Raw genomic sequence first — 20,688 nt, 5'->3', positions numbered from 1 at the left:
AATTAATTTTGGCTAATACACGGTAAAATAGCCGTTCCGGTGGTTAAGTTGCTGCTATTGGGTGGTTGAATAAAACAAGATTTGTCACCCCAGCGTAAAGCAAGTTTGTTATCATCCTGAATGCCGTTGAGGTATACAAAGCCGCCATCAGCAACCAGTCCTAATTCTTTGTGGCTGGTTTCATCTTTTACGCTAATCCCCAGTGGTGGATGACTACCATCTGCCAGGCGAATAACCCCTATGATTTGGTAGCCCTTGCGGGTATCAAGTTTGGCGTAGCCAATAGCACCCTCGGTTAAGGTGGTGGTGATAACCGAGTTTTCGATATCCACATTTTCTGGCAGATTTCGGGTATCAACACTTAATGATGTTGTTATGTAACTGCTGACTGATGGAATAACTCCGATGCCATACCGATTAGTTACCGCGCGTTTATTGTTCAACGGAATATCTTCAGTGCCGTCTGCGTCGATCATAAAACGCGAGTCAGCACTACCGCTATAGTCGTGGAAAGCGGCACCGTGGCGAGTCGCAGTGAATGAACCATTCCAACTGGCATTCAGAGAATAATAACTGTCTCGCTGTGATGTACCGGAGAGGTAGAGTCGACCGTTCTCGGTATTATGCTGATAACTGGCGCGTAGTGACGCTTTCATATCTTTGAATTCATCATTGTCGCCTGAAGCAGAAACGCTCCAGGAATTATTTCGATCGGAAGAGTCATACCACGAAGCAGTATGCGAAATCTCATTATCCTGATTTCGTTGCATACCATAGCTCAATGTTCTACTAGTTCCCCAGGGAATCGAAATATTTAGGTACAGTTGATCCTGGTTGTCTTCTTCCCAGTTTATTCGGCTAAATGTTAGAGAAGTGGAGACGTTTTTTAATGGCCCGATATCAAAATCGCGGCTAAGTGATAATGAATAATTCACATTACTGCTGGCGTCCCAGTAAGTATTACGAGCCAAACTTACGTATGTATTTAACCTTAATGATTCAAGATACTGGTTAAACGTGACAATATAACTCTCTTTTTCATTCTGATAATTCGTGTAATGGTTAGTGTCATTGATATATTCATTCATTGTCACAAAGTTTTTATCAGAGAAACGGTAACCAGCGAAAGTGAGCTGGCTACCGGTAGATTCAAAACGTTTTGAATAGTTAGCGCGGTAGCTATAACCCGTTTCTTTATCCTGATTATGCAACTGAGCATCAGATCGTGTGACATCAAAAGATAATGAACCTAATGAGTTAAGGTTAAAACCAACGCCGGCAGCCAGAGATTGATAATCACGGTTTGTTAAAACTGAACCACCATACAGGGATACATTGTTCAGCCAACCCCATGAGAATTCACCAGTCCAGAAGAAGGGTTGTTGTAAGGAATCACCACCAATGCTGGTCGGTTTACCCATAGCAGTGGTGTAGCGAATCTGCCCTTTACGCGTCAGATAAGGAATACTATTAGATGCAACTTGCCATTGCGTAACGCGTCCGTCCTCTTCTTCAACCTTGACGTCAAGTTGCCCCTGTAATGTATTGAATAAATTGGTAATAGCAAATGGGCCTGGAGGAACATTTTCTTGATAAATAATACGGTTGTTCTGTGAGACAGTGACCTTTGCATTCGTTTGTGCGACACCCGTGATTTGCGGTGCGTAACCACGTAGGTCTGGCGGTAACATATTCTCATCGCTTTTCAACGAAATGCCAGAAAAATGGAAAGAGTCGAAAATAGAGGATTCAGTATCGTATTGACCTATAGTTAGTTTTGCATTCATTGCTGGGATTGGGCGAAACAAATAAATACGCGGAAAATCCAGGTTGGTCGCCTGGCTTTTGCCATTGTTAAATGACTGATCGTACTGGTAATCAGTACGCAGGCGCCAGGCCCCAAGATTAACCCCAGCCTGCCCATAGGAACTTATATTTTGCGAATTATCGCCCTGATGTGGTGCATAATGAGAGGCATATAAATTGTAGTCAAGAAATGCCCCAGCAATACCATGATTCCAAAGTTCAGGAGGCGTCCAGTTTGCATCTTTGTATTTTAACCATGCCTGAGGTGCAGATATGGATAATTGCATTTTCCCTTTATCGAGATAAGTTGTAATTTGTTTTTCTTTTTCGATAGGGTAACAACCATCGATCAGGTTTTGCTGAGTTTTTTCAATAAATTCATCAGTAAATCCTAATAATGTTAATTGCTCTGGTGTCACGCAAACTGCAGTTTGGTTATCAATTAATACCCATTGGAGGTCAAGGTGGATTGGCGTCCTCTTATTATTAATCAGAGTGCTTAGTGAATATTTGCCGACGGGTAATTGGCCATCAGTTTCAAATTGGGAAAGGTTAACGTTTTCACGATCTTCGGCTTCGATTAAATCTTTGTTGAATTCAACGGCATAAGCTGACGCACAACCAATGATGATAACGGATAATGAACAATAAATATTTTTAATCAATTCGCTTATTGTGGTTAATTTTAATTTTTTATACATCTGATCCACTTATCATTAATCCGTTAATGATGTGGCCGGGCGAACCCGGCCAAATGCGATTACTCGTAAGCAATCTTGTAGTCAGCCTGAGCGTAAACGTTGCCCGGGGTGGCATCTTTGCTTGGGGATTCCATACGAGCTTTGAAATTCAGTTCCTGATAGCTGTTGGTATTGTTGAACGTAATTACTACCGGAGTACCTAAAGTTACTTCGCCGCTCTGGCTGTCCAGAATACGTACGCCAACGCCAGTGGCGCCGCCGATTTCAGTTTCTTTGGTATTTTTCAGAAGATCAGACTGACCCGTCATGGTATTTGCTGTAGTGAAAGTAACCTTCGCTTTTGAATAAGTAGTTCCACCCTGACTCAGCATGCAGTCCTGCAGGTGAATAGTGAAAGGTTCAGCCAAAGATTTCTGATCGCTTTTCAGTACGGTATCTGCTACTTCACCCAGATTTACAGTTAAATCTTCGTCACCTGGTTTAATAGAACATGGAGCAGAGATAACTTCACCTTTAAATTTAACAATACCGTGACCTTCATCAGCAAACACGTTATTGGAAAGAATCATTGCTACGCCAGCAACAAGAAGTGACTTTTTAAAAGCGGACATAATATTCCTTTATATAAAGATAAGTAGAAAAGAGAATGATTAGTAACTGTTATTTAAGGACTACTAATCATTGAAATATGATATTTTATTTTGTGTTTTTTATAAAATTAGTTTATCTAAATATCGATTAAGTAAAACTTAAAAAATACATTGCAATTATACTTTCAATTGTACTCATTCATTTTTGTGATGGTTTTCTGAATGGGATTACGCGATAAGGTAATAGAAAGCACTATAAATTAGAGGATTAATTCATAATTTACAGTGCATTAAAGACGAATGTTTACAGCGTTGGGGGGAGAGTCTCTGGATCTGGCTGCTTTTTGATCTCAGTACTGCGATTTTCCAGTTCGCTGATTCTTTGTTCAAGCAGCGCCAGTTTTTCACGAGTCCGTAACAGGACTTGCGTTTGGACGTCGAACTCTTCACGGCTTACAAGGTCGAGGCGCGTCAGCTGCGCTTGTAGGGTTTGGCGGATTTTTTTCTCCACATCTTCCCCGAACTCCCTGATTCCTTTAGGCATTGATTCGTGAACCTGGCGAGCGATTTGCTCAATTTTTTTCGGGTCAATCATTGTAGTTTCCCTGTACTGATAGGTGTTGAGTGCCATTGTAGTGCGATAAGGGTAAGTCATAAACCAGAATTATGTGAAGCTATGCGTTGCTGCCGCTAATCATTAGCGTTATAGTGAATCCGCTTATTCTCAGGGCGGGGCGAAATTCCCCACCGGCGGTAAATCAACTCAGTTGAAAGCCCGCGAGCGCTTTGGGTGCGAACTCAAAGGACAGCAGATCCGGTGTAATTCCGGGGCCGACGGTTAGAGTCCGGATGGGAGAGAGTAACGATTCTGTCGGGCATGGACCCGCTCACGTTATTTTGGCTATATGCCGCCACTCCTAAGACTGCCCTGATTCTGGTAACCATAATTTTAGTGAGGTTTTTTTACCATGAATCAGACGCTACTTTCCTCTTTTGGTACGCCTTTCGAACGTGTTGAAAATGCACTGGCTGCGCTGCGTGAAGGACGCGGTGTAATGGTGCTTGATGATGAAGACCGTGAAAACGAAGGTGATATGATCTTCCCGGCAGAAACCATGACTGTTGAGCAGATGGCGCTGACCATTCGCCACGGTAGCGGTATTGTTTGCCTGTGCATTACTGAAGATCGCCGTAAACAACTCGATCTGCCAATGATGGTAGAAAATAACACCAGCGCCTATGGCACCGGTTTTACCGTGACCATTGAAGCAGCTGAAGGTGTGACTACCGGTGTTTCTGCCGCTGACCGTATTACGACCGTTCGCGCAGCGATTGCCGATGGCGCAAAACCGTCAGATCTGAATCGTCCTGGCCACGTTTTCCCACTTCGCGCTCAGGCAGGTGGTGTACTGACGCGTGGCGGTCATACTGAAGCAACTATTGATCTGATGACGCTGGCAGGCTTTAAACCGGCTGGTGTACTGTGTGAGCTGACTAATGACGATGGCACGATGGCGCGTGCACCAGAGTGTATTGAGTTTGCCAATAAACACAATATGGCGCTCGTGACTATTGAAGACCTGGTGGCATACCGTCAGGCACATGAGCGTAAAGCCAGCTGAAAACCGCTGCTTAATTTACTGCCTTAATCAAGAAACCGAAGTTGTAGCAGGCTTCGGTTTTTATTTTTCCCTGCTATGCAAGATGTTAATTCCGCTTCTCTTTCTATGAGAAAATTTCATTAATATCAGGCATTCTTTTTCATTATGATCAAAATCATATAATTGTTCCGTTATTATGCGACCATATGAATATATCCGAAAAAGGATATGTGAAATTTATACGCTAAATGTTTAGTATTGTTAAATATTAAGGGTAAAAGGATGTTTATCGCCTGGTACTGGATTGTATTGATTGCTCTGGTTGTGGTGGGTTATTTCCTGCATTTGAAACGTTATTGTCGGGCGTTTCGCCAGGACAGAGACGCACTGCTTGAAGCGCGGAACAAATACTTAAACAGTACGAGAGAAGAGACAGCCGAAAAGGTAGAATAAGGCTTTCGTGAAGCTGGCAGAAGTTGTCCATGCGCTGGACAACTTCTGATGTTGTTTTTAACCAATTCCCGCCGTTTGTAGCAGCACTAAACTGAATCCCATCACTGACATTCCACATAGTACGCCATAGCTGGGGTTATTATTAGGGTCAATCTCTTTGGCGAGCGGCATTAATTCATCAACCGAGAGCGCCACCATAATTCCTGCAACCGCCGCCATGATTGCCGCCATGACCACCGGGGAAATCATGCTACCGAGGATTAACCACGCCAGCACACCACCAAGAATTTCTGCTAGTCCAGAAATCCCCGCCCACAGAATCGCGGTGCGTTTAGACCCCGTTGCCGCATAAACCGGGCCTGCCACTGCCAGACCTTCAGGGATATTGTGCAACGCGACGGCCAGTGCGATGCCAAATCCCAGCTCCAGGTTGCTGCTCGCCGTGACAAAGGTGGCAATCCCTTCCGGGAAGTTATGCAGACTGATGCCGAGAGTGAGCAGAATGGCTGTGCGCTTGATCGATTTTGGCAACGGCTGCACCGATTTTTGCATTAAATCCTGCGGATGAGCATGTGGCAACATGCGGTCCAGGCCAAAATAGCCAAGCAGACCGAAGATAAACATTCCATAACCCAACACAGGCGACATTCCTTCAGCTGCTAGTGCGGCAGGAAGCATTTCCATTAATGAGATGAGCAACATGATCCCCGCCGCAAAACCTAGCGAAAACGCCAGTAAGCGGTTCGAGGGTTTTTGCCCGAGAACGCCGAGAAACGCGCCAATAAACGTGGCTGCCCCCGCCAGTATGGTCAGAATGAGAGGTACTGACATCGACAACTCCTTATAAATCTTCACCTTCAGGCAGATCGTCAAAATAACTGATGATCATCATCATTGTTATCCGGGTTCTTACTCCGCCGAACAAGCGTATTGTGAGGATATCAAAATGACACCTTTAGTTAAGGATATCATCATGTCTTCAACACGTATGCCAGCATTGTTTTTAGGTCACGGTAGTCCGATGAACGTGCTGGAAGATAATTTGTATACCCGCAGCTGGCAGAAGTTGGGGATGACATTGCCACGCCCGCAAGCGATTGTGGTGGTTTCGGCTCACTGGTTTACCCGTGGAACAGGAGTGACCGCGATGGAGACGCCGCCCACGATTCATGACTTTGGTGGCTTCCCGCAGGCGCTGTACGATACGCATTATCCTGCTCCGGGTTCGCCTGCGCTGGCACAGCGTCTGGTTGAGCTGTTAGCGCCGATCCCGGTGACGCTGGATAAAGAAGCCTGGGGCTTTGACCACGGCTCGTGGGGCGTGCTGATTAAGATGTATCCTGACGCTGATATCCCGATGGTGCAGTTGAGTATCGACAGTAGCAAACCTGCCGCCTGGCATTTCGAAATGGGGCGCAAACTGGCAGCGCTGCGAGATGAAGGAATAATGTTGGTCGCCAGCGGTAACGTGGTGCATAACCTGCGCACAGTGAAGTGGCACGGTGATAGTTCACCGTATCCGTGGGCGACGTCGTTTAATGAGTATGTGAAAGCGAATCTGACGTGGCAAGGGCCAGTGGAACAACATCCTCTGGTGAATTACCTCGACCATGAAGGTGGCACGTTATCGAACCCAACGCCAGAGCATTATTTGCCGTTGTTGTATGTGTTAGGTGCGTGGGATGGGCAGGAGCCAATTACCATTCCGGTTGAGGGTATAGAAATGGGCAGCCTGAGTATGCTGTCGGTGCAGATAGGCTAACAATTACCGGATGGCGAGTGCCATCCGGTATCGTGGCTTATTCAACAAAAATATGTGGATAAAACCGAGACATATCCTGGGTGATCAATGCACGGTCTTCACGAATGCCAATTCCGGCGGGTTGATCGTTCACCAGCCAGCTACCAATCAGCATATAGCTGTCGCCGAATTTCGGTAACGGGTGGAATTGCTGAACAATCATCCCTTCTTCGCCATACGGACCTTCCGCTGCTTCAATGGTTTTGCCGTTCTCAATGATCGACACGTTTGCGCCTTCACGGGAGAAGATCGGTTTAACCACATATTTTTCCATTTGCGGATGATCATCTTCCGCAAAATAAGCGGGCAGCAGGTTCGGGTGATTCGGGAACATCTCCCACAGTAGCGGTAGAAGTGCCTTGTTGGAGATAATGCTCTTCCACGCCGGTTCCAGCCAGCGTACGCCTGCATCCTCCAGCTTGGTTGAGAACATCTCACGCAACATAAATTCCCACGGATACAGTTTGAACAGGTTGGAAATTACCTGATCCTGTAAATCCGTGAACTGACCTTTTTCACCTAACCCGATATCATCGATGTAGAGGAACTCAGTAGCAATTTCAGCTTCCGTTGCGCAGTCCTGCAAATACTGAATGGTTCCGCGATCTTCCACCGTGTCGCGACAGCAGGTGAGATGCAGCAACTGGAAGCCATACTGTTCACGCAGCTCAACGAAGCGATCGATCAGTTTTTCTTGCAGACTGTTAAACTGGTCGCTGCCCTCCGGCAAGTTACCGGCGTTAAGCTGATCTTCCAGCCAGATCCACTGAAAGAACGCCGCCTCGTATAGTGACGTTGGCGTATCGGCGTTATTTTCCAGAAGTTTAGGTTCACCAGTGCCATCCCACGCCAGATCAAGACGCGAATAAAGCGATGGCTGGTGCGTCAGCCATGACTGGCGCACAAAACTCCAGGTGTGTTTTGGAATGCGGAATTTGGTCATCAGCTCATCGCTGGCGATCACTTTTTCCACCACTTTCAGGCACATCTGGTGCAGTTCGGCGGTGACTTCTTCCAGCTTTTCAACCTGGGCGAGGGTCAACTTGTAGTAAGCATCTTCACACCAGTACGGCTCGCCGTACATGGTGTGAAAATTGAAACCGTATTCGTGGGCTTTCTCACGCCAGTCCGGGCGCTCGGTAATACTGACTCTTTCCATCGGTATCAGCCACCCATTGAACGAGAAGAGGTACCGGTTGCACTACGCTGCATAGTGCTTTGTTTGGCAACAGATTCACCAAAACCGCCACGGGTAACGGTAGTGGTGGTCGCCGGTTTTGGTGCCATTGCCGTCTTCGGTACGGTCATGGTGCGGCCTGGCTGGGCTGCGCCATAGTTTTTACCCGTCGCGTCGGTATATTTACCGTAAGCCGGACTGGCTGGGTTTTTCGAGGAGAACAGCGGCTGCTGTGCAAATCCCGCGCCGCCGCCCATCAGACGCCCCATCATGTAACCGGCCATCAGCGGCATCCAGAAACTCCCGCTGGATTGCTGGGCCTGCGCCTGGTTTTCTGGTGCCATGCCAGCCTGGGCTGGTGCCTGCTGGCACTGACCTTCACCAAATTCAGCAACACAGTCTTCACGGGTGGCGTATTTCGGCGCAGTACGTTCGGCTTCTTTCAGCGCATTGTTGTACGCGGTGGTACATTCGGCGCTTTTGCCTGGGTTTGCAGCTGAACAGTCGTCAGCATTTTGATAGAGAGACACTGTTTCATCACTCTTTTCACAGCCAGCCAGCATAAAAACAGTGGCAACCGCGAGAGCGACTGGTGTCAGATGGCGTGCGCTCCAGTTTTTGCGGAACGATGCGTGGCGTATGGATTTTGTCCGTTTCATTTTTGTCTTCCGGGACCAGTGGTAAATACCCATCAGAATAGAGGATGGCTGGTCGAAATTGAAGCGAGAAGGGGGAAGAATGCGGCAGATAACCCGTATCTTTACGTTGCCTTACGTTCAGACGGGGCCGAAGCCCCGTCGTCGTCATCAGTTACGGAAAGGGTTATGACCGTTACTGGTGGTAGTGCGTGCGGATGTTTGCTGAACGACTGGTGCCGGGCTATCAGGCGCATAACCATCAGCAATAGCATTCTGTTCCGGCGTTTGCGGTGCAACGTTTTCCGGATTAGTGGAAACCGGTTTGCTCAGCGCATTGTTCAGTGCCAGCAGATCCTGCTCGTTCAACGTACCCAGAGCTGACTTAATATTCAGCTGATTAATCAGGTAGTTATAACGCGCATTCGCCAGCTCTTGCTTGGCGTTGTACAACGTGGTGGTCGCATCCAACACATCAACAATGGTACGCGTACCGACCGAGTAGCCCGCTTCCATCGCGTCTAATGAGCTTTGAGCGGAAACTACGGCTTGTTTGTAGGCGTTAATGCTACTGATAGATGCATTAATGTTGTTGAAGGAGGAACGCACGGTCTGCACGACGCTACGATGGGCACTTTCCAGTTGCTCGCTGGCACCGACAAAGTTGTACTGTGCCTGTTTCACCTGCGAGTTAACCATTCCGCCCTGATAAATCGGCAGCGAGAAGCTCAGGCCAACTTTGTTCTGGCCCATATTGCTATCGTCATACTGGGTACCAGCGGCACCACGGGTTTTCGAACCGCTATAAGAGGTGTCAGAAATCCCGGTAGAAGCCGTTAAATCCAGAGTCGGTAAGTGACCATCCTGCGCCTGGCGAATTTGCTCGCGCGCCAGGTCCTGGCTCAAGCGTGCCTGTAACAGCGACAGGTTGCGTTTTTCGGCTTCTTTCAGCAGCGCGTTAACCGGCTGTGGTTTGTCGGTTTTAAAGTTTTCGACATTCAGCGCAGCCAGTTCCGGATAGTAGTTACCGGTGATCTGGCGCAGCTGCTCTACCGCGTTATCAAGGTTATTACGTGCGGTCACTTCGTTCGCCAGCACGGTATCGTACTGTGCGCGGGCGTTCTGCACGTCGGTGATCGCTACCAGGCCCACGTTAAAACGTTGGGTGGTTTGATCTAATTGACGGTAGATCGCTTCTTTTTGTGCCTGTGTATAGGAAAGAACGTCAATAGCATTCAACACGTTGAAATAAGCGGTCGCGGTGTTGAGGATCAAGGTTTGCTGATCGGTCTGATACGTGACGTCCTGAATCCCTGCTGCTTTTTCCTGCAGCGTTAACGCACGCCATTTCGACATATCAAAAATGGATTGAGTTAACTGCAAGGACGCACTGGTCGCGTTAGAGTTGATGCCGTTCGCGTCGCGGTAGCCGTTGCTATAGGTGTAATCTGCACCTAAACCTAGCTGTGGCAGTAATGGACTGCGCGCTTCATTAATTTTTTCAAAGGCAGCATCACGATCGGCGGCAGACTTACGCAATTCCGGGTTACTAAGGCGTGCTTGCTGATAAACTTGCATCAGGTTCTCGGCCTGGCTCAACGAACTGAACCCAGAAAGGCTCAGGCCGATAAGAATGGGGAGCAATTTCTTCATTTGCATTCCTTGTGGTGAAGCAGTATTTAGCGCGATCAAACTGTAAAATTATTGCGGATTCTAGCAGAAGCCGCTACCGCAAAAGGTTGGCGTTACGTGCCATAGGGCGTTAATGTGCCTCAATTTAACACATGACTGCTCAAACGGCAGTCAAACGTCGCTGAAATTCACATTTAATTCACTATTAGTGCCAGGACATTAACAATGCTTAAGCCAGACAACCTGCCCGTTACATTTGGCAAAAACGATGTAGAAATTATTGCACGAGAAACACTTTATCGCGGCTTTTTTTCATTAGATCTTTATAGATTTCGTCATCGTCTATTCAACGGGCAAATGAGTCATGAGGTGCGGCGGGAAATTTTTGAGCGCGGTCACGCCGCAGTCTTGCTACCCTTTGACCCAGTGCGTGATGAAGTTGTGCTGATTGAGCAGATTCGGATTGCCGCGTACGACACCAGCGAAACCCCTTGGCTACTGGAGATGGTTGCCGGGATGATTGAAGAGGGTGAAAGTGTGGAAGATGTTGCCCGTCGCGAAGCGATTGAAGAGGCGGGACTGATAGTCAAACGGACCAAACCGGTGTTAAGTTTCCTGGCAAGCCCGGGGGGCACCAGTGAGCGTTCGTCAATTATGGTGGGCGAAGTGGACGCCACGACCGCAAGCGGTATTCACGGTCTGGCTGATGAAAACGAAGATATTCGCGTTCATGTGGTAAGCCGGGAACAGGCATACCAGTGGGTAGAAGAGGGGAAAATCGACAACGCAGCGTCGGTCATCGCTTTGCAATGGCTGCAGCTGCATCATCAAGCGTTAAAAAATGAGTGGGCATAAATGAAGCGTTACACACCTGACTTTCCTGAAATGATGCGCCTGTGCGAGATGAACTTTTCACAATTGCGCCGTTTGTTACCGCGCAATGACGCACCCGGCGAAACTGTAAGCTATCAGGTGGCAAACGCACAATATCGGCTGACGATTGTGGAATCGACCCGATACACTACCCTGGTGACAATAGAACAGACTGCGCCCGCGATCAGTTACTGGAGCCTTCCGTCAATGACGGTGCGTCTGTATCATGACGCGATGGTGGCTGAAGTGTGTTCAAGCCAGCAGATTTTTCGCTTCAAAGCGCGGTATGATTATCCTAATAAAAAGTTGCATCAACGCGACGAAAAGCATCAAATTAATCAGTTTTTAGCGGACTGGTTGCGATACTGTTTAGCACATGGAGCGATGGCGATTCCGGTTTATTAGCGTCGTGAAACCTAAGGACACCATTTGGAAAGCCTGTTAACCCTTCCTCTGGCTGGTGAGGCCAGAGTCAGGATTTTACAAATTACCGACACTCACCTGTTTGCACAAAAGCACGAAGCCCTGTTAGGGGTAAACACCTGGGAGAGTTACCAGGCGGTGCTGGAGGCGATTCGGCCACACCAGCACGAATTCGACCTGATTGTCGCGACAGGTGATTTAGCGCAGGATCAATCCTCTGCGGCCTATCAGCATTTCGCTGAAGGCATCGCAAGTTTTCGTGCGCCCTGCGTCTGGCTGCCGGGCAACCACGATTTCCAGCCCGCGATGTACAGCGCGTTACAGGATGCGGGTATCTCCCCGGCGAAGCGCGTGTTTATTGGTGAGCAATGGCAAATCCTGTTGCTGGATAGCCAGGTGTTTGGCGTGCCGCACGGTGAGCTGAGCGAGTTTCAGCTTGAGTGGCTGGAACGTAAACTGGCCGATGCGCCAGAACGCCATACGTTGCTGCTGCTGCATCATCATCCGCTACCTGCGGGTTGTAGTTGGCTCGATCAACACAGTCTGCGTAACGCGGGCGAACTGGATACCGTGCTGGCGAAGTTTCCGCACGTCAAATACTTGCTGTGCGGTCATATTCATCAGGAGCTGGATCTCGACTGGAATGGTCGCCGCCTGCTGGCAACGCCGTCGACCTGTGTGCAGTTTAAGCCGCACTGTTCCAACTTTACGCTGGATACCATCGCGCCCGGCTGGCGTACTCTCGAGTTACATGCTGATGGCACGCTGACCACCGAGGTGCATCGCCTGGCGGACACACGTTTCCAACCTGATACCGCTTCAGAAGGCTACTGATGTCTACGCTTCTTTATTTACACGGTTTCAACAGCTCGCCGCGCTCTGCAAAAGCGAGCTTGTTAAAAAACTGGCTGGCGGAACATCACCCTGACGTTGAGATGATCATTCCGCAGTTGCCGCCGTATCCTTCCGACGCGGCAGAGCTGCTGGAATCCATTGTCCTGGAACATGGCGGTGATTCGCTGGGTATTGTCGGTTCGTCACTGGGGGGATATTACGCCACCTGGTTGTCACAATGTTTTATGCTGCCCGCAGTGGTGGTAAACCCGGCGGTGCGCCCGTTTGAACTGCTGACGGACTATCTCGGTCAGAACGAGAACCCCTACACCGGGCAGCAATATGTGCTAGAGTCACGCCATATTTACGATCTTAAAGTCATGCAGATTGACCCGCTGGAAGCGCCGGATTTGATCTGGCTGCTGCAACAGACGGGAGATGAAGTGCTGGATTACCGCCAGGCGGTGGCGTACTACGCTTCCTGCCGCCAGACTGTCATAGAAGGCGGCAACCACGCATTCACGGGCTTCGAAGATTATTTCAACCCGATCGTCGATTTTCTTGGTCTGCACCATCTCTGACGATCAACTCGAATTACTAACTTAAACCATGACGCAAACTTATAACGCTGATGCCATTGAGGTACTCACCGGGCTTGAGCCGGTTCGCCGCCGTCCGGGGATGTATACCGATACCACTCGCCCTAACCATTTGGGGCAAGAAGTCATTGATAACAGTGTGGATGAAGCACTGGCGGGTCACGCAAAACGCGTGGACGTTATTTTACATGCTGACCAGTCGTTAGAAGTTATTGACGATGGGCGCGGGATGCCGGTGGATATTCACCCGGAAGAGGGTGTACCGGCGGTTGAACTGATTCTTTGCCGTCTGCATGCAGGCGGTAAATTCTCTAACAAAAATTACCAGTTCTCTGGCGGCCTGCATGGCGTGGGGATTTCGGTGGTTAACGCCCTGTCGAAGCGCGTAGAAGTTAACGTGCGCCGCGATGGTCAGGTTTATAACATCGCCTTTGAAAATGGCGAAAAGGTGCAGGATTTACAGGTTGTCGGCACTTGCGGTAAACGCAATACTGGTACCAGTGTGCACTTCTGGCCGGATGAAACCTTCTTTGACAGCCCGCGATTTTCTGTTTCACGCCTGACGCATGTGCTGAAAGCCAAAGCGGTATTGTGCCCTGGCGTTGAGATCACTTTTAAAGATGAGATCAACAATACCGAACAACGCTGGTGCTATCAGGACGGTCTGAATGATTACCTGGCGGAAGCGGTAAATGGTCTGCCGACGCTGCCGGAAAAACCGTTTATCGGTAATTTCGCTGGTGATACTGAAGCTGTGGACTGGGCGCTACTGTGGCTGCCGGAAGGCGGTGAACTGCTGACCGAAAGCTACGTCAACCTTATCCCAACGATGCAGGGCGGTACCCATGTTAATGGTCTGCGTCAGGGCCTGTTGGACGCGATGCGTGAGTTCTGTGAATACCGCAATATTCTGCCGCGCGGTGTAAAGCTGTCGGCGGAAGATATCTGGGATCGCTGCGCCTATGTGCTGTCAGTAAAAATGCAGGATCCGCAGTTTGCCGGGCAGACGAAAGAGCGTCTCTCTTCGCGTCAATGCGCGGCATTCGTTTCTGGCGTGGTGAAAGATGCCTTTATCCTGTGGCTGAACCAGAACGTTCAGGCGGCTGAACTGCTGGCGGAGATGGCGATTTCCAGCGCCCAGCGCCGTATGCGTGCGGCCAAAAAAGTGGTGCGTAAAAAGCTGACCAGCGGCCCGGCGTTGCCTGGCAAACTGGCTGATTGTACCGCGCAGGACCTTAACCGTACCGAGCTGTTCCTTGTGGAAGGTGACTCCGCAGGCGGATCTGCCAAGCAGGCGCGCGATCGCGAATATCAGGCGATCATGCCACTGAAAGGTAAGATCCTTAACACCTGGGAAGTCTCTTCCGACGAAGTGCTGGCTTCGCAGGAAGTGCACGATATTTCGGTAGCGATCGGTATCGATCCTGACAGCGACGATCTGAGCCAGCTTCGTTATGGCAAAATCTGTATCCTCGCGGATGCGGACTCTGATGGTCTGCACATTGCCACGCTGCTCTGCGCTTTGTTCGTAAAACATTTCCGCGCGTTGGTGAAACACGGTCACGTTTACGTCGCACTGCCACCGCTCTACCGTATTGATCTCGGGAAAGAGGTTTATTACGCGCTGACGGAAGAAGAGAAAGAGGGCGTACTTGAGCAATTAAAACGCAAGAAAGGCAAGCCGAACGTCCAGCGTTTTAAAGGTCTGGGGGAAATGAACCCGATGCAATTGCGCGAAACCACGCTTGATCCGAACACTCGCCGTCTGGTGCAGTTGACTATCGATGATGAAGACGATCAGCGTACTGACGCGATGATGGATATGCTGCTGGCGAAGAAACGCTCGGAAGATCGCCGCAACTGGTTGCAAGAGAAAGGCGACATGGCGGAGATTGAGGTTTAAAGGAAAGAACATTGCCCGGTCAGGATGGCCGGGCAAACAAGGCAGGATTAAATCCCTGGCTGCAGAATACGGATATTCATCTCCAGCACGTCACCTTTTACGGCTTCGCTATACGCCTTCATGTGCGGGGTTTGCAGATGCGCTTCAAGATGCGCGATGCTTTCCCACTGCTCAATCATCACGATAGAATCCGGTGCCATAGACTGGAAACTCACGCCAGCTGCGCAATCCACCATTGGCGCATAGCCGTGGCAACCTTCTTCTTTCAGTACGGTTGGAACGATTTTAGCAAACTGATCCAATACCGCCTGACGGTGATGTTGACCAGGACGAGTACGGATTTCTGCGATTACGGTAAGCATGGTTAACTCCTTCTAAAGCCTGAGCTCTAGTTAACCAAAAATTTCCACAAGATGCTTGCGATATTCTTCAGTATAGCGGGGAACATCAGGCATTTTTATCACGTCATTAGCGATAAATGTCGGCAGCGGTTCCATACCGAGGAATTGGTTTGCTTTATGGAACGGCAGATACACACCGTCAACGCCAACGCCGTGGAAGAACTGATCTTTTTCGGTGAAGGCTTCCATTGGTGCGTTCCAGGTCAGAGAAAGCATATATTTTTTGCCCTGTACCAGGCCGCCGGAACCGTATTTTTTCGACGGATCTTTGCGGGTACGACCATCGCTGGCATACAGCGTCCCGTGACCTTCGGTGAATACATCATCAATGTATTTTTTCACTGTCCACGGCGCGCCCATCCACCAGCCTGGCATCTGCCAGATCACCACATCAGCCCAGAGAAAGTTTTGTACTTCCGCTTTGACATCGTAGTCGCTGTCGGCGCGAACGATGCGGACATCATGCCCAAGGTCGCGCAGTGTGCCATCCGCGACTTCGGTCAGGGTGTCGTTCAGTTGACCATTGGAGTGGGCGAATTTTTTCGCGCCGTTGATAATCAGGATGTTGCTCATTTTTTAACCTCAAGGTGAGACGTTTGCCGACTATAGTACGTCACAGAGCGGTACGGTGAAATTAGCAAAATGTGCAAAGTCTTTTGCGAATTTAGCAAAAGTCTGATCTTACTCTGACTCACCGATGCAGGATAAATATTTTCTGAAAATGACAATACTGATAGCCATTCCTCATAATTCTTACTCGCACCGGAATAATTTACACGTTTGGTTCGATTTTTTTGGGGATTGAAAATATGGCTTTGAATAAGTAAAAGATGAAAGTATCAACGTGTCATGTTGATAATTATAAATGGATTTTTATGAGCGTACTGATATATGTTAAAGCAGAAAATTAAAACAATATTTGAAGCATTGCTATATATAATGCTTACTTATTGGTTAATAGATTCTTTTTTTGCTTTCAATAAGTATGACTGGATGCTTGAGTCGGGAGGAAATATTTGCAGTATACCTTCCGTTTCAGGCGAAGATCGTATATTGCAAGCAATGATTGCAGCATTTTTTCTTCTTACGCCACTTATTATTCTTATCTTAAGAAAACTCTTTATGCGGGAAATGTTCGAGTTTTGGGTATATGTATTCTCGCTCGGTATTTGTCTGGTTTGTGGTTGGTGGCTTTTTTGGGGACGGTTTATATTTTGCTATTAGTAAAATCTATGAGAGTCGTTTTAACGGCTCTCATAGACAGAGAAGTTACCAGCTTACCTTCGCCTCAAATCCACCTTGTTCCGCATTCCCAAATTCAACATTCATGCCATGCAATTTGGCGATTCGCTGGACAATCGATAGCCCAAGCCCGCTGCCGGTAGCGGTTTGTCCGGGTGGGCGATAGAAGCGTTCGCCAATTCGCGCCAGTGCCTCTGGTGTCACACCGGGGCCGTTATCCCTCACGATGAAATTATCAGCATTCAGCGTGACGTCTACCACGCTGCCCTGTGGACTGTAGCGCACGGCGTTATCCAGCAAATTTCGCACCAACAAACTTAGCAATAGCGGTTGCCCGGTGCGTTTGATGCTGTGGGCATTGAGTGTCAGTCGCACGTCAATTTTCGCCTGCTGCGCCGTGTGGTAAATATCCATCACCGACGATTGCAGGAGATCTTCAAGCGGGATCTCCGCGACGTCCTGAAGGTTATCCAGTGAGTCCAGCCGCGATAGCGTGAGCAGTTGATCAACCAGACGAGTAGCGCGATCGATCCCGGAATGTAATTGGAGCAGTGCTTTTTTCCGCGCCTGCGGATCATCGTCAGAGAGCTGCGCAACTTCGGTTTGCACTTTCAGCGCCGTTAACGGGCTACGAAGTTCGTGAGCTGCGTCGGAGGTAAAGCGTCGTTCACGAACCATCATCGCATGTGTGCGGGCGAACAGTTGATTTAGCGACTCAACCAGTGGCCGCACTTCGCTGGGTACGCCAGTCGCGTTTAGTGGTTTTTCCGAGTCAGGGTCACGCATACGTAGTGCCAGCGCCAGTTTGTTCAGCGGCGCGAGTTCACGACCCAGTAGTACCATCATGATGATTAACATAATCGGCAGTGCGACCAGCCACGGGATCAATTGCCCGGCAACAATCGCCAGCGCCATGTCTTCACGGTATTCCCATTCCTGGCCAACAACGATGCGATATTTGCCATCAGGTGAGGTCATCCAGACAAAACGCCAAGGATCGTCTTCACCGACCAGTTGCCCGTCAGCAAAACCTTCCCGTTGATAGCTATAGGGAATATCTTCTCCGTTATCGCCATCATTAAGGACCATTCTGCCGTCGTGGGTAAAGATGGCAAAGGTCAGCGCATCGTCATCAACATGACCGTGTTTTAATCTATTTGGCGTCTGTGCCATGCGATCCGCCGCGTTGATTTCGTTGAGATCGAGCGTACTTAACCGCTTGGCAAACAGCATCAGTTGGGTGTCGAACAATTCATCGACGTTATCCGTTGTTTGTTTCCAGGCGACAAAGCTGGAAAGCAGCCAGGTCACCGAGGCCAGAATTAAAAAGATTAGCGTCAGCCTGACGCGCAGACTAAGACGTTGGGTAAATTTCATTTCTCACCTAATGTGTAACCAATACCATGCACGGTACGAATAAAATCACTACCGAGTTTGCGTCGCAGATGATGCACATGCACTTCAACGGCATTACTGGTGACCTCTTCGTCCCAGGTATACAGTTTCTCTTCAATCAGTTTGCGCGGCAGTACCCGACCAGCGTTACGCATCAGTAATTCCAGCAGGGCAAATTCTTTTGGTTTCAGTGTTAAGGGTTCGCCAGCCAGCGTGGCGATACGTTTGCCGGGGTCGAGCATGACGTTACCGTGGCGCAGCTCGTTGCTGGCCTGGCCGTTGGTTCGGCGCATCAGAGCTTCCAGCCTGGCGGCGACTTCTATCAACGCAAAAGGTTTACACAGATAATCGTCAGCTCCCAGACGCAGCCCTTCTACACGTTCCGCCAGCGCATCGCGCGCGGTCAGGATCAGTACCGGCTCACGCTGACCTTTTTCTCGCCATTCGCGCAAAATATCGCGACCATCCATGCCTGGTAAGGTTAAATCCAGGATCACCGCATCATAAGGTGCGCTATAAAGCGCCTCTTTTCCCTGACGACCTTGTGTAAACCAGTCGACGCTAAAACCCATTTTACTAAGGCCCGTTTTGATGCCGTCGCCAATCAGCATGTCATCTTCTATCAGTAAAATTCGCATTTTTTCATCCCTGCGATAACCGTATTTGCTGCCAGTAAACCGTGTTGTAACGCGCTCTGTACAGCACTAAATTTTATTTTTTTCCCTTAAGAAGTTGTTAAGGACTATCTTGTTAAATGCTCGGAAACAGACATTAAAGGGAGTAATAAACATGAAAAAATTCGCAGCAGTAATCGCAGTAATGGCCCTGTGCAGCGCACCGGTGATGGCAGCAGAGCAGGGCGGTTTTTCTGGCCCATCGGCAACGCAAAGTCAGGCCGGAGGATTCCAGGGGCCGAACGGCAGCGTAACGACTGTAGAAAGCGCAAAATCCCTGCGTGACGACACCTGGGTAACCCTGCGCGGCAATATCGTTGAACGCATCTCTGACGATCTCTACGTGTTCAAAGATGCCAGCGGTACTATCAATGTTGATATCGACCACAAACGCTGGAACGGCGTGACGGTGACGCCGAAAGATACGGTTGAGATTCAGGGTGAAGTCGATAAAGACTGGAATTCTGTTGAAATTGACGTCAAACAGATCCGCAAAGTAAATCCGTAATTGTTACCGCTCCCGGGACGCGTTCCCGGGAATAATTTCGCAGGGAGGCAAAATGACAAACCTGACACTGGATGTAAACATTATCGATTTCCCATCAATACCTGTGGCGATGTTGCCGCACCGCTGTAGCCCTGAATTGCTCAACTACAGCGTGGCGAAATTTATCATGTGGCGTAAAGAGACGGGGCTTTCTCCTGTTAACCAAAGCCAGACTTTTGGCGTCGCCTGGGACGACCCTGCCACCACCGCACCGGAAGCGTTTCGCTTTGATATCTGCGGCAGCGTTAGCGAACCGATTCCCGATAATCGTTATGGTGTGAGCAATGGTGAACTTACCGGTGGACGTTATGCCGTGGCCCGCCACGTTGGCGAGCTGGACGATATTTCACACACGGTATGGGGCATCATTCGCCACTGGCTGCCTGCAAGCGGCGAGAAAATGCGTAAAGCACCGATTCTGTTTCACTACACCAATCTTGCCGAAGGGGTGACAGAGCAGCGACTGGAAACGGATGTTTATGTGCCGTTGGCGTGATGCCTGACTCCAGCTTCCCTTATAAATTCCTGCTTCAAACTGGCGCTACTAATGCGCCACTTTCTTATATGGTCAATCACTTTCCTTAAAGAATACGTTTTGTGTGGTCACTATCTCCGTACATCTAACTAACCTTTTAGGTGCTTTTTCATTGCTGTAATTAACCTTTTAGGTTATAACTAAAGTAACAGGGAGGCGGGGGTTATGGAAAAACGCACACCACATACACGTTTGAGTCAGGTTAAAAAACTTGTCAATGCCGGGCAAGTTCGTACAACACGTAGTGCCCTGTTAAATGCAGATGAGTTAGGTTTGGATTTTGATGGTATGTGTAATGTTATCATTGGATTATCAGAGAGCGACTTTTATAAAAGCATGACCACCTACTCTGATCATACTATCTGGCAGGATGTTTACAGACCCAGGCTTGTTACAGGCCAGGTTTATCTTAAAATTACGGTAATTCATGACGTACTGATCGTCTCGTTTAAGGAGAAGTAATATGAAATGTCCGGTTTGCCACCAGGGAGAAATGGTTTCTGGCATTAAAGATATTCCATACACCTTCCGTGGACGAAAAACAGTATTGAAAGGTATCCACGGTTTATATTGTGTCCATTGCGAAGAGAGCATCATGAATAAAGAAGAGTCAGATGCTTTCATGGCGCAAGTAAAGGCATTTCGGGCTTCGGTGAATGCCGAAACAGTGGCACCTGAATTTATAGTGAAGGTTCGAAAAAAGCTCTCTCTTACCCAAAAAGAGGCAAGCGAAATTTTTGGGGGAGGTGTAAATGCGTTTTCGCGTTACGAAAAAGGCAATGCCCAACCTCATCCTTCCACAATCAAACTTTTACGTGTTCTGGATAAGCATCCAGAACTATTGAATGAAATCCGTTAATTAATGG

The 20,688-nt window shown here is 48.8% G+C and carries 24 protein-coding genes and 1 riboswitch; of the genes, 13 read left to right on the top strand and 11 right to left on the bottom strand.

The window, feature by feature from the left end; translation table 11 throughout:
- Positions 1-2 precede the first annotated feature (2 nt).
- The 3 genes from G434_RS13080 to ubiK all read right to left on the bottom strand — a co-directional run bounded on the left by G434_RS13080 (position 3) and on the right by ubiK (position 3,692).
- Positions 3-2,507: a fimbria/pilus outer membrane usher protein gene (locus G434_RS13080; RefSeq protein ID WP_016239088.1), complete on the bottom strand. Its 2,505-nt coding sequence runs from the start codon at positions 2,505-2,507 to the stop codon at positions 3-5.
- Between the two features lie 59 nt (positions 2,508-2,566).
- Positions 2,567-3,118 (bottom strand): fimbrial-like protein, encoded by a 552-nt coding sequence (locus G434_RS13085; RefSeq protein WP_001272145.1) that lies wholly within the window; start codon positions 3,116-3,118, stop codon positions 2,567-2,569.
- A gap of 283 nt (positions 3,119-3,401) precedes the next feature.
- Positions 3,402-3,692 carry a ubiquinone biosynthesis accessory factor UbiK gene (ubiK, locus tag G434_RS13090; RefSeq protein ID WP_001295626.1) on the bottom strand — a complete coding sequence of 97 codons (291 nt, stop codon included), beginning with the start codon at positions 3,690-3,692 and terminating at the stop codon, positions 3,402-3,404.
- Between the two features lie 121 nt (positions 3,693-3,813).
- Positions 3,814-3,962, top strand: a riboswitch (FMN riboswitch).
- A 103-nt stretch (positions 3,963-4,065) separates the two neighbouring features.
- Here ubiK and ribB point away from each other — a divergent pair.
- Both ribB and yqiD read left to right on the top strand, forming a co-directional pair.
- Positions 4,066-4,719, top strand: a complete 654-nt coding sequence (gene ribB / locus G434_RS13095; protein ID WP_001076997.1) for a 3,4-dihydroxy-2-butanone-4-phosphate synthase — start codon at positions 4,066-4,068, stop codon at positions 4,717-4,719.
- Between the two features lie 261 nt (positions 4,720-4,980).
- The gene (gene yqiD, locus G434_RS30340) at positions 4,981-5,151 is read left to right on the top strand and encodes a protein YqiD (protein WP_000469266.1); all 171 of its coding nucleotides are present in this window, start codon (positions 4,981-4,983) and stop codon (positions 5,149-5,151) included.
- A gap of 57 nt (positions 5,152-5,208) precedes the next feature.
- On the opposite strand, the gene zupT is transcribed toward yqiD, so the two are convergent.
- Positions 5,209-5,982, bottom strand: a complete 774-nt coding sequence (zupT, locus tag G434_RS13105; protein WP_001295627.1) for a zinc transporter ZupT — start codon at positions 5,980-5,982, stop codon at positions 5,209-5,211.
- A gap of 142 nt (positions 5,983-6,124) precedes the next feature.
- Here zupT and ygiD point away from each other — a divergent pair, with 142 nt between their 5' ends.
- A complete protein-coding gene (gene ygiD, locus G434_RS13110; protein WP_001320780.1) occupies positions 6,125-6,913 on the top strand; it encodes a 4,5-DOPA-extradiol-dioxygenase in 789 nt (262 codons plus the stop codon).
- A 37-nt stretch (positions 6,914-6,950) separates the two neighbouring features.
- Here the strand turns inward: ygiD and G434_RS13115 are convergent, their stop codons facing one another.
- The 3 genes from G434_RS13115 to tolC all read right to left on the bottom strand — a co-directional run bounded on the left by G434_RS13115 (position 6,951) and on the right by tolC (position 10,417).
- The gene (locus tag G434_RS13115; RefSeq protein WP_000442860.1) at positions 6,951-8,111 is read right to left on the bottom strand and encodes a glutathionylspermidine synthase family protein; all 1,161 of its coding nucleotides are present in this window, start codon (positions 8,109-8,111) and stop codon (positions 6,951-6,953) included.
- Between the two features lie 5 nt (positions 8,112-8,116).
- Positions 8,117-8,788, bottom strand: a complete 672-nt coding sequence (locus tag G434_RS13120) for a DUF1190 family protein (protein ID WP_000831543.1) — start codon at positions 8,786-8,788, stop codon at positions 8,117-8,119.
- Between the two features lie 147 nt (positions 8,789-8,935).
- Positions 8,936-10,417 carry an outer membrane channel protein TolC gene (gene tolC, locus G434_RS13125; protein ID WP_000735278.1) on the bottom strand — a complete coding sequence of 494 codons (1,482 nt, stop codon included), beginning with the start codon at positions 10,415-10,417 and terminating at the stop codon, positions 8,936-8,938.
- Between the two features lie 204 nt (positions 10,418-10,621).
- Between tolC and nudF the strand changes: the two genes are divergently transcribed.
- From nudF to parE, 5 genes are read left to right on the top strand one after another with little or no spacing between them, the layout of a single operon-like run.
- On the top strand, positions 10,622-11,251 hold the full coding sequence (nudF, locus tag G434_RS13130; protein ID WP_000917117.1) for an ADP-ribose diphosphatase: 630 nt from the start codon (positions 10,622-10,624) through the stop codon (positions 11,249-11,251).
- Positions 11,252-11,674, top strand: coding sequence for a DUF1249 family protein (locus G434_RS13135; RefSeq protein WP_000833393.1), 423 nt, complete (start codon positions 11,252-11,254; stop codon positions 11,672-11,674). It abuts the gene before it with no gap.
- 24 nt (positions 11,675-11,698) lie between these two features.
- Positions 11,699-12,526 (top strand): 3',5'-cyclic-AMP phosphodiesterase, encoded by an 828-nt coding sequence (gene cpdA, locus G434_RS13140; protein ID WP_000444747.1) that lies wholly within the window; start codon positions 11,699-11,701, stop codon positions 12,524-12,526.
- Entirely contained in the window at positions 12,526-13,107 is a 582-nt protein-coding gene (gene yqiA, locus G434_RS13145; RefSeq protein WP_000105733.1) for an esterase YqiA, read from the top strand. The genes cpdA and yqiA overlap by 1 nt, the downstream gene beginning before the upstream one ends.
- A gap of 28 nt (positions 13,108-13,135) precedes the next feature.
- Positions 13,136-15,028 carry a DNA topoisomerase IV subunit B gene (gene parE, locus G434_RS13150; RefSeq protein ID WP_000195296.1) on the top strand — a complete coding sequence of 631 codons (1,893 nt, stop codon included), beginning with the start codon at positions 13,136-13,138 and terminating at the stop codon, positions 15,026-15,028.
- A 47-nt stretch (positions 15,029-15,075) separates the two neighbouring features.
- Here parE and G434_RS13155 read toward each other — a convergent pair whose 3' ends face one another.
- Both G434_RS13155 and mdaB read right to left on the bottom strand, forming a co-directional pair.
- Positions 15,076-15,390 (bottom strand): putative quinol monooxygenase, encoded by a 315-nt coding sequence (locus tag G434_RS13155; RefSeq protein ID WP_000958598.1) that lies wholly within the window; start codon positions 15,388-15,390, stop codon positions 15,076-15,078.
- Positions 15,391-15,420: 30 nt separating this feature from the next.
- A complete protein-coding gene (gene mdaB, locus G434_RS13160) occupies positions 15,421-16,002 on the bottom strand; it encodes an NADPH:quinone oxidoreductase MdaB (RefSeq protein WP_000065430.1) in 582 nt (193 codons plus the stop codon).
- Between the two features lie 318 nt (positions 16,003-16,320).
- On the opposite strand from mdaB, the gene G434_RS0125375 reads away from it, so the two are divergent.
- The gene (locus G434_RS0125375; RefSeq protein WP_000917684.1) at positions 16,321-16,653 is read left to right on the top strand and encodes a DUF2645 family protein; all 333 of its coding nucleotides are present in this window, start codon (positions 16,321-16,323) and stop codon (positions 16,651-16,653) included.
- Positions 16,654-16,698: 45 nt separating this feature from the next.
- On the opposite strand, the gene qseC is transcribed toward G434_RS0125375, so the two are convergent.
- A complete protein-coding gene (qseC, locus tag G434_RS13165; protein WP_000673402.1) occupies positions 16,699-18,048 on the bottom strand; it encodes a quorum sensing histidine kinase QseC in 1,350 nt (449 codons plus the stop codon).
- Complete coding sequence (gene qseB / locus G434_RS13170; RefSeq protein ID WP_001221493.1) at positions 18,045-18,704, bottom strand: quorum sensing response regulator transcription factor QseB; 660 nt, start codon at positions 18,702-18,704, stop codon at positions 18,045-18,047. Before qseB ends, qseC begins: the two co-directional genes overlap by 4 nt.
- Positions 18,705-18,855: 151 nt before the next feature.
- Here qseB and ygiW point away from each other — a divergent pair, with 151 nt between their 5' ends.
- The 4 genes from ygiW (at position 18,856) to mqsA (ending at position 20,681) form a co-directional block, all read left to right on the top strand.
- Positions 18,856-19,248, top strand: a complete 393-nt coding sequence (ygiW, locus tag G434_RS13175) for an OB fold stress tolerance protein YgiW (RefSeq protein ID WP_000712658.1) — start codon at positions 18,856-18,858, stop codon at positions 19,246-19,248.
- A 52-nt stretch (positions 19,249-19,300) separates the two neighbouring features.
- Entirely contained in the window at positions 19,301-19,783 is a 483-nt protein-coding gene (locus G434_RS13180; RefSeq protein WP_000183505.1) for an AraC family transcriptional regulator, read from the top strand.
- Positions 19,784-19,987: 204 nt separating this feature from the next.
- Positions 19,988-20,284, top strand: a complete 297-nt coding sequence (mqsR, locus tag G434_RS13185; protein WP_000415584.1) for a type II toxin-antitoxin system toxin MqsR — start codon at positions 19,988-19,990, stop codon at positions 20,282-20,284.
- Between the two features lies 1 nt (position 20,285).
- A complete protein-coding gene (mqsA, locus tag G434_RS13190; protein ID WP_000650107.1) occupies positions 20,286-20,681 on the top strand; it encodes a type II toxin-antitoxin system antitoxin MqsA in 396 nt (131 codons plus the stop codon).
- The last annotated feature ends 7 nt before the right edge of the window (positions 20,682-20,688 follow it).

Origin of the sequence: Escherichia sp. KTE172, from assembly GCF_000408845.1 — a bacterium.
Taxonomy (GTDB): Bacteria; Pseudomonadota; Gammaproteobacteria; order Enterobacterales; family Enterobacteriaceae; genus Escherichia; species Escherichia coli.
Note: the sequence above shows the minus strand (reverse complement) of the source record. Positions and strands in the feature narration are given on the sequence as shown.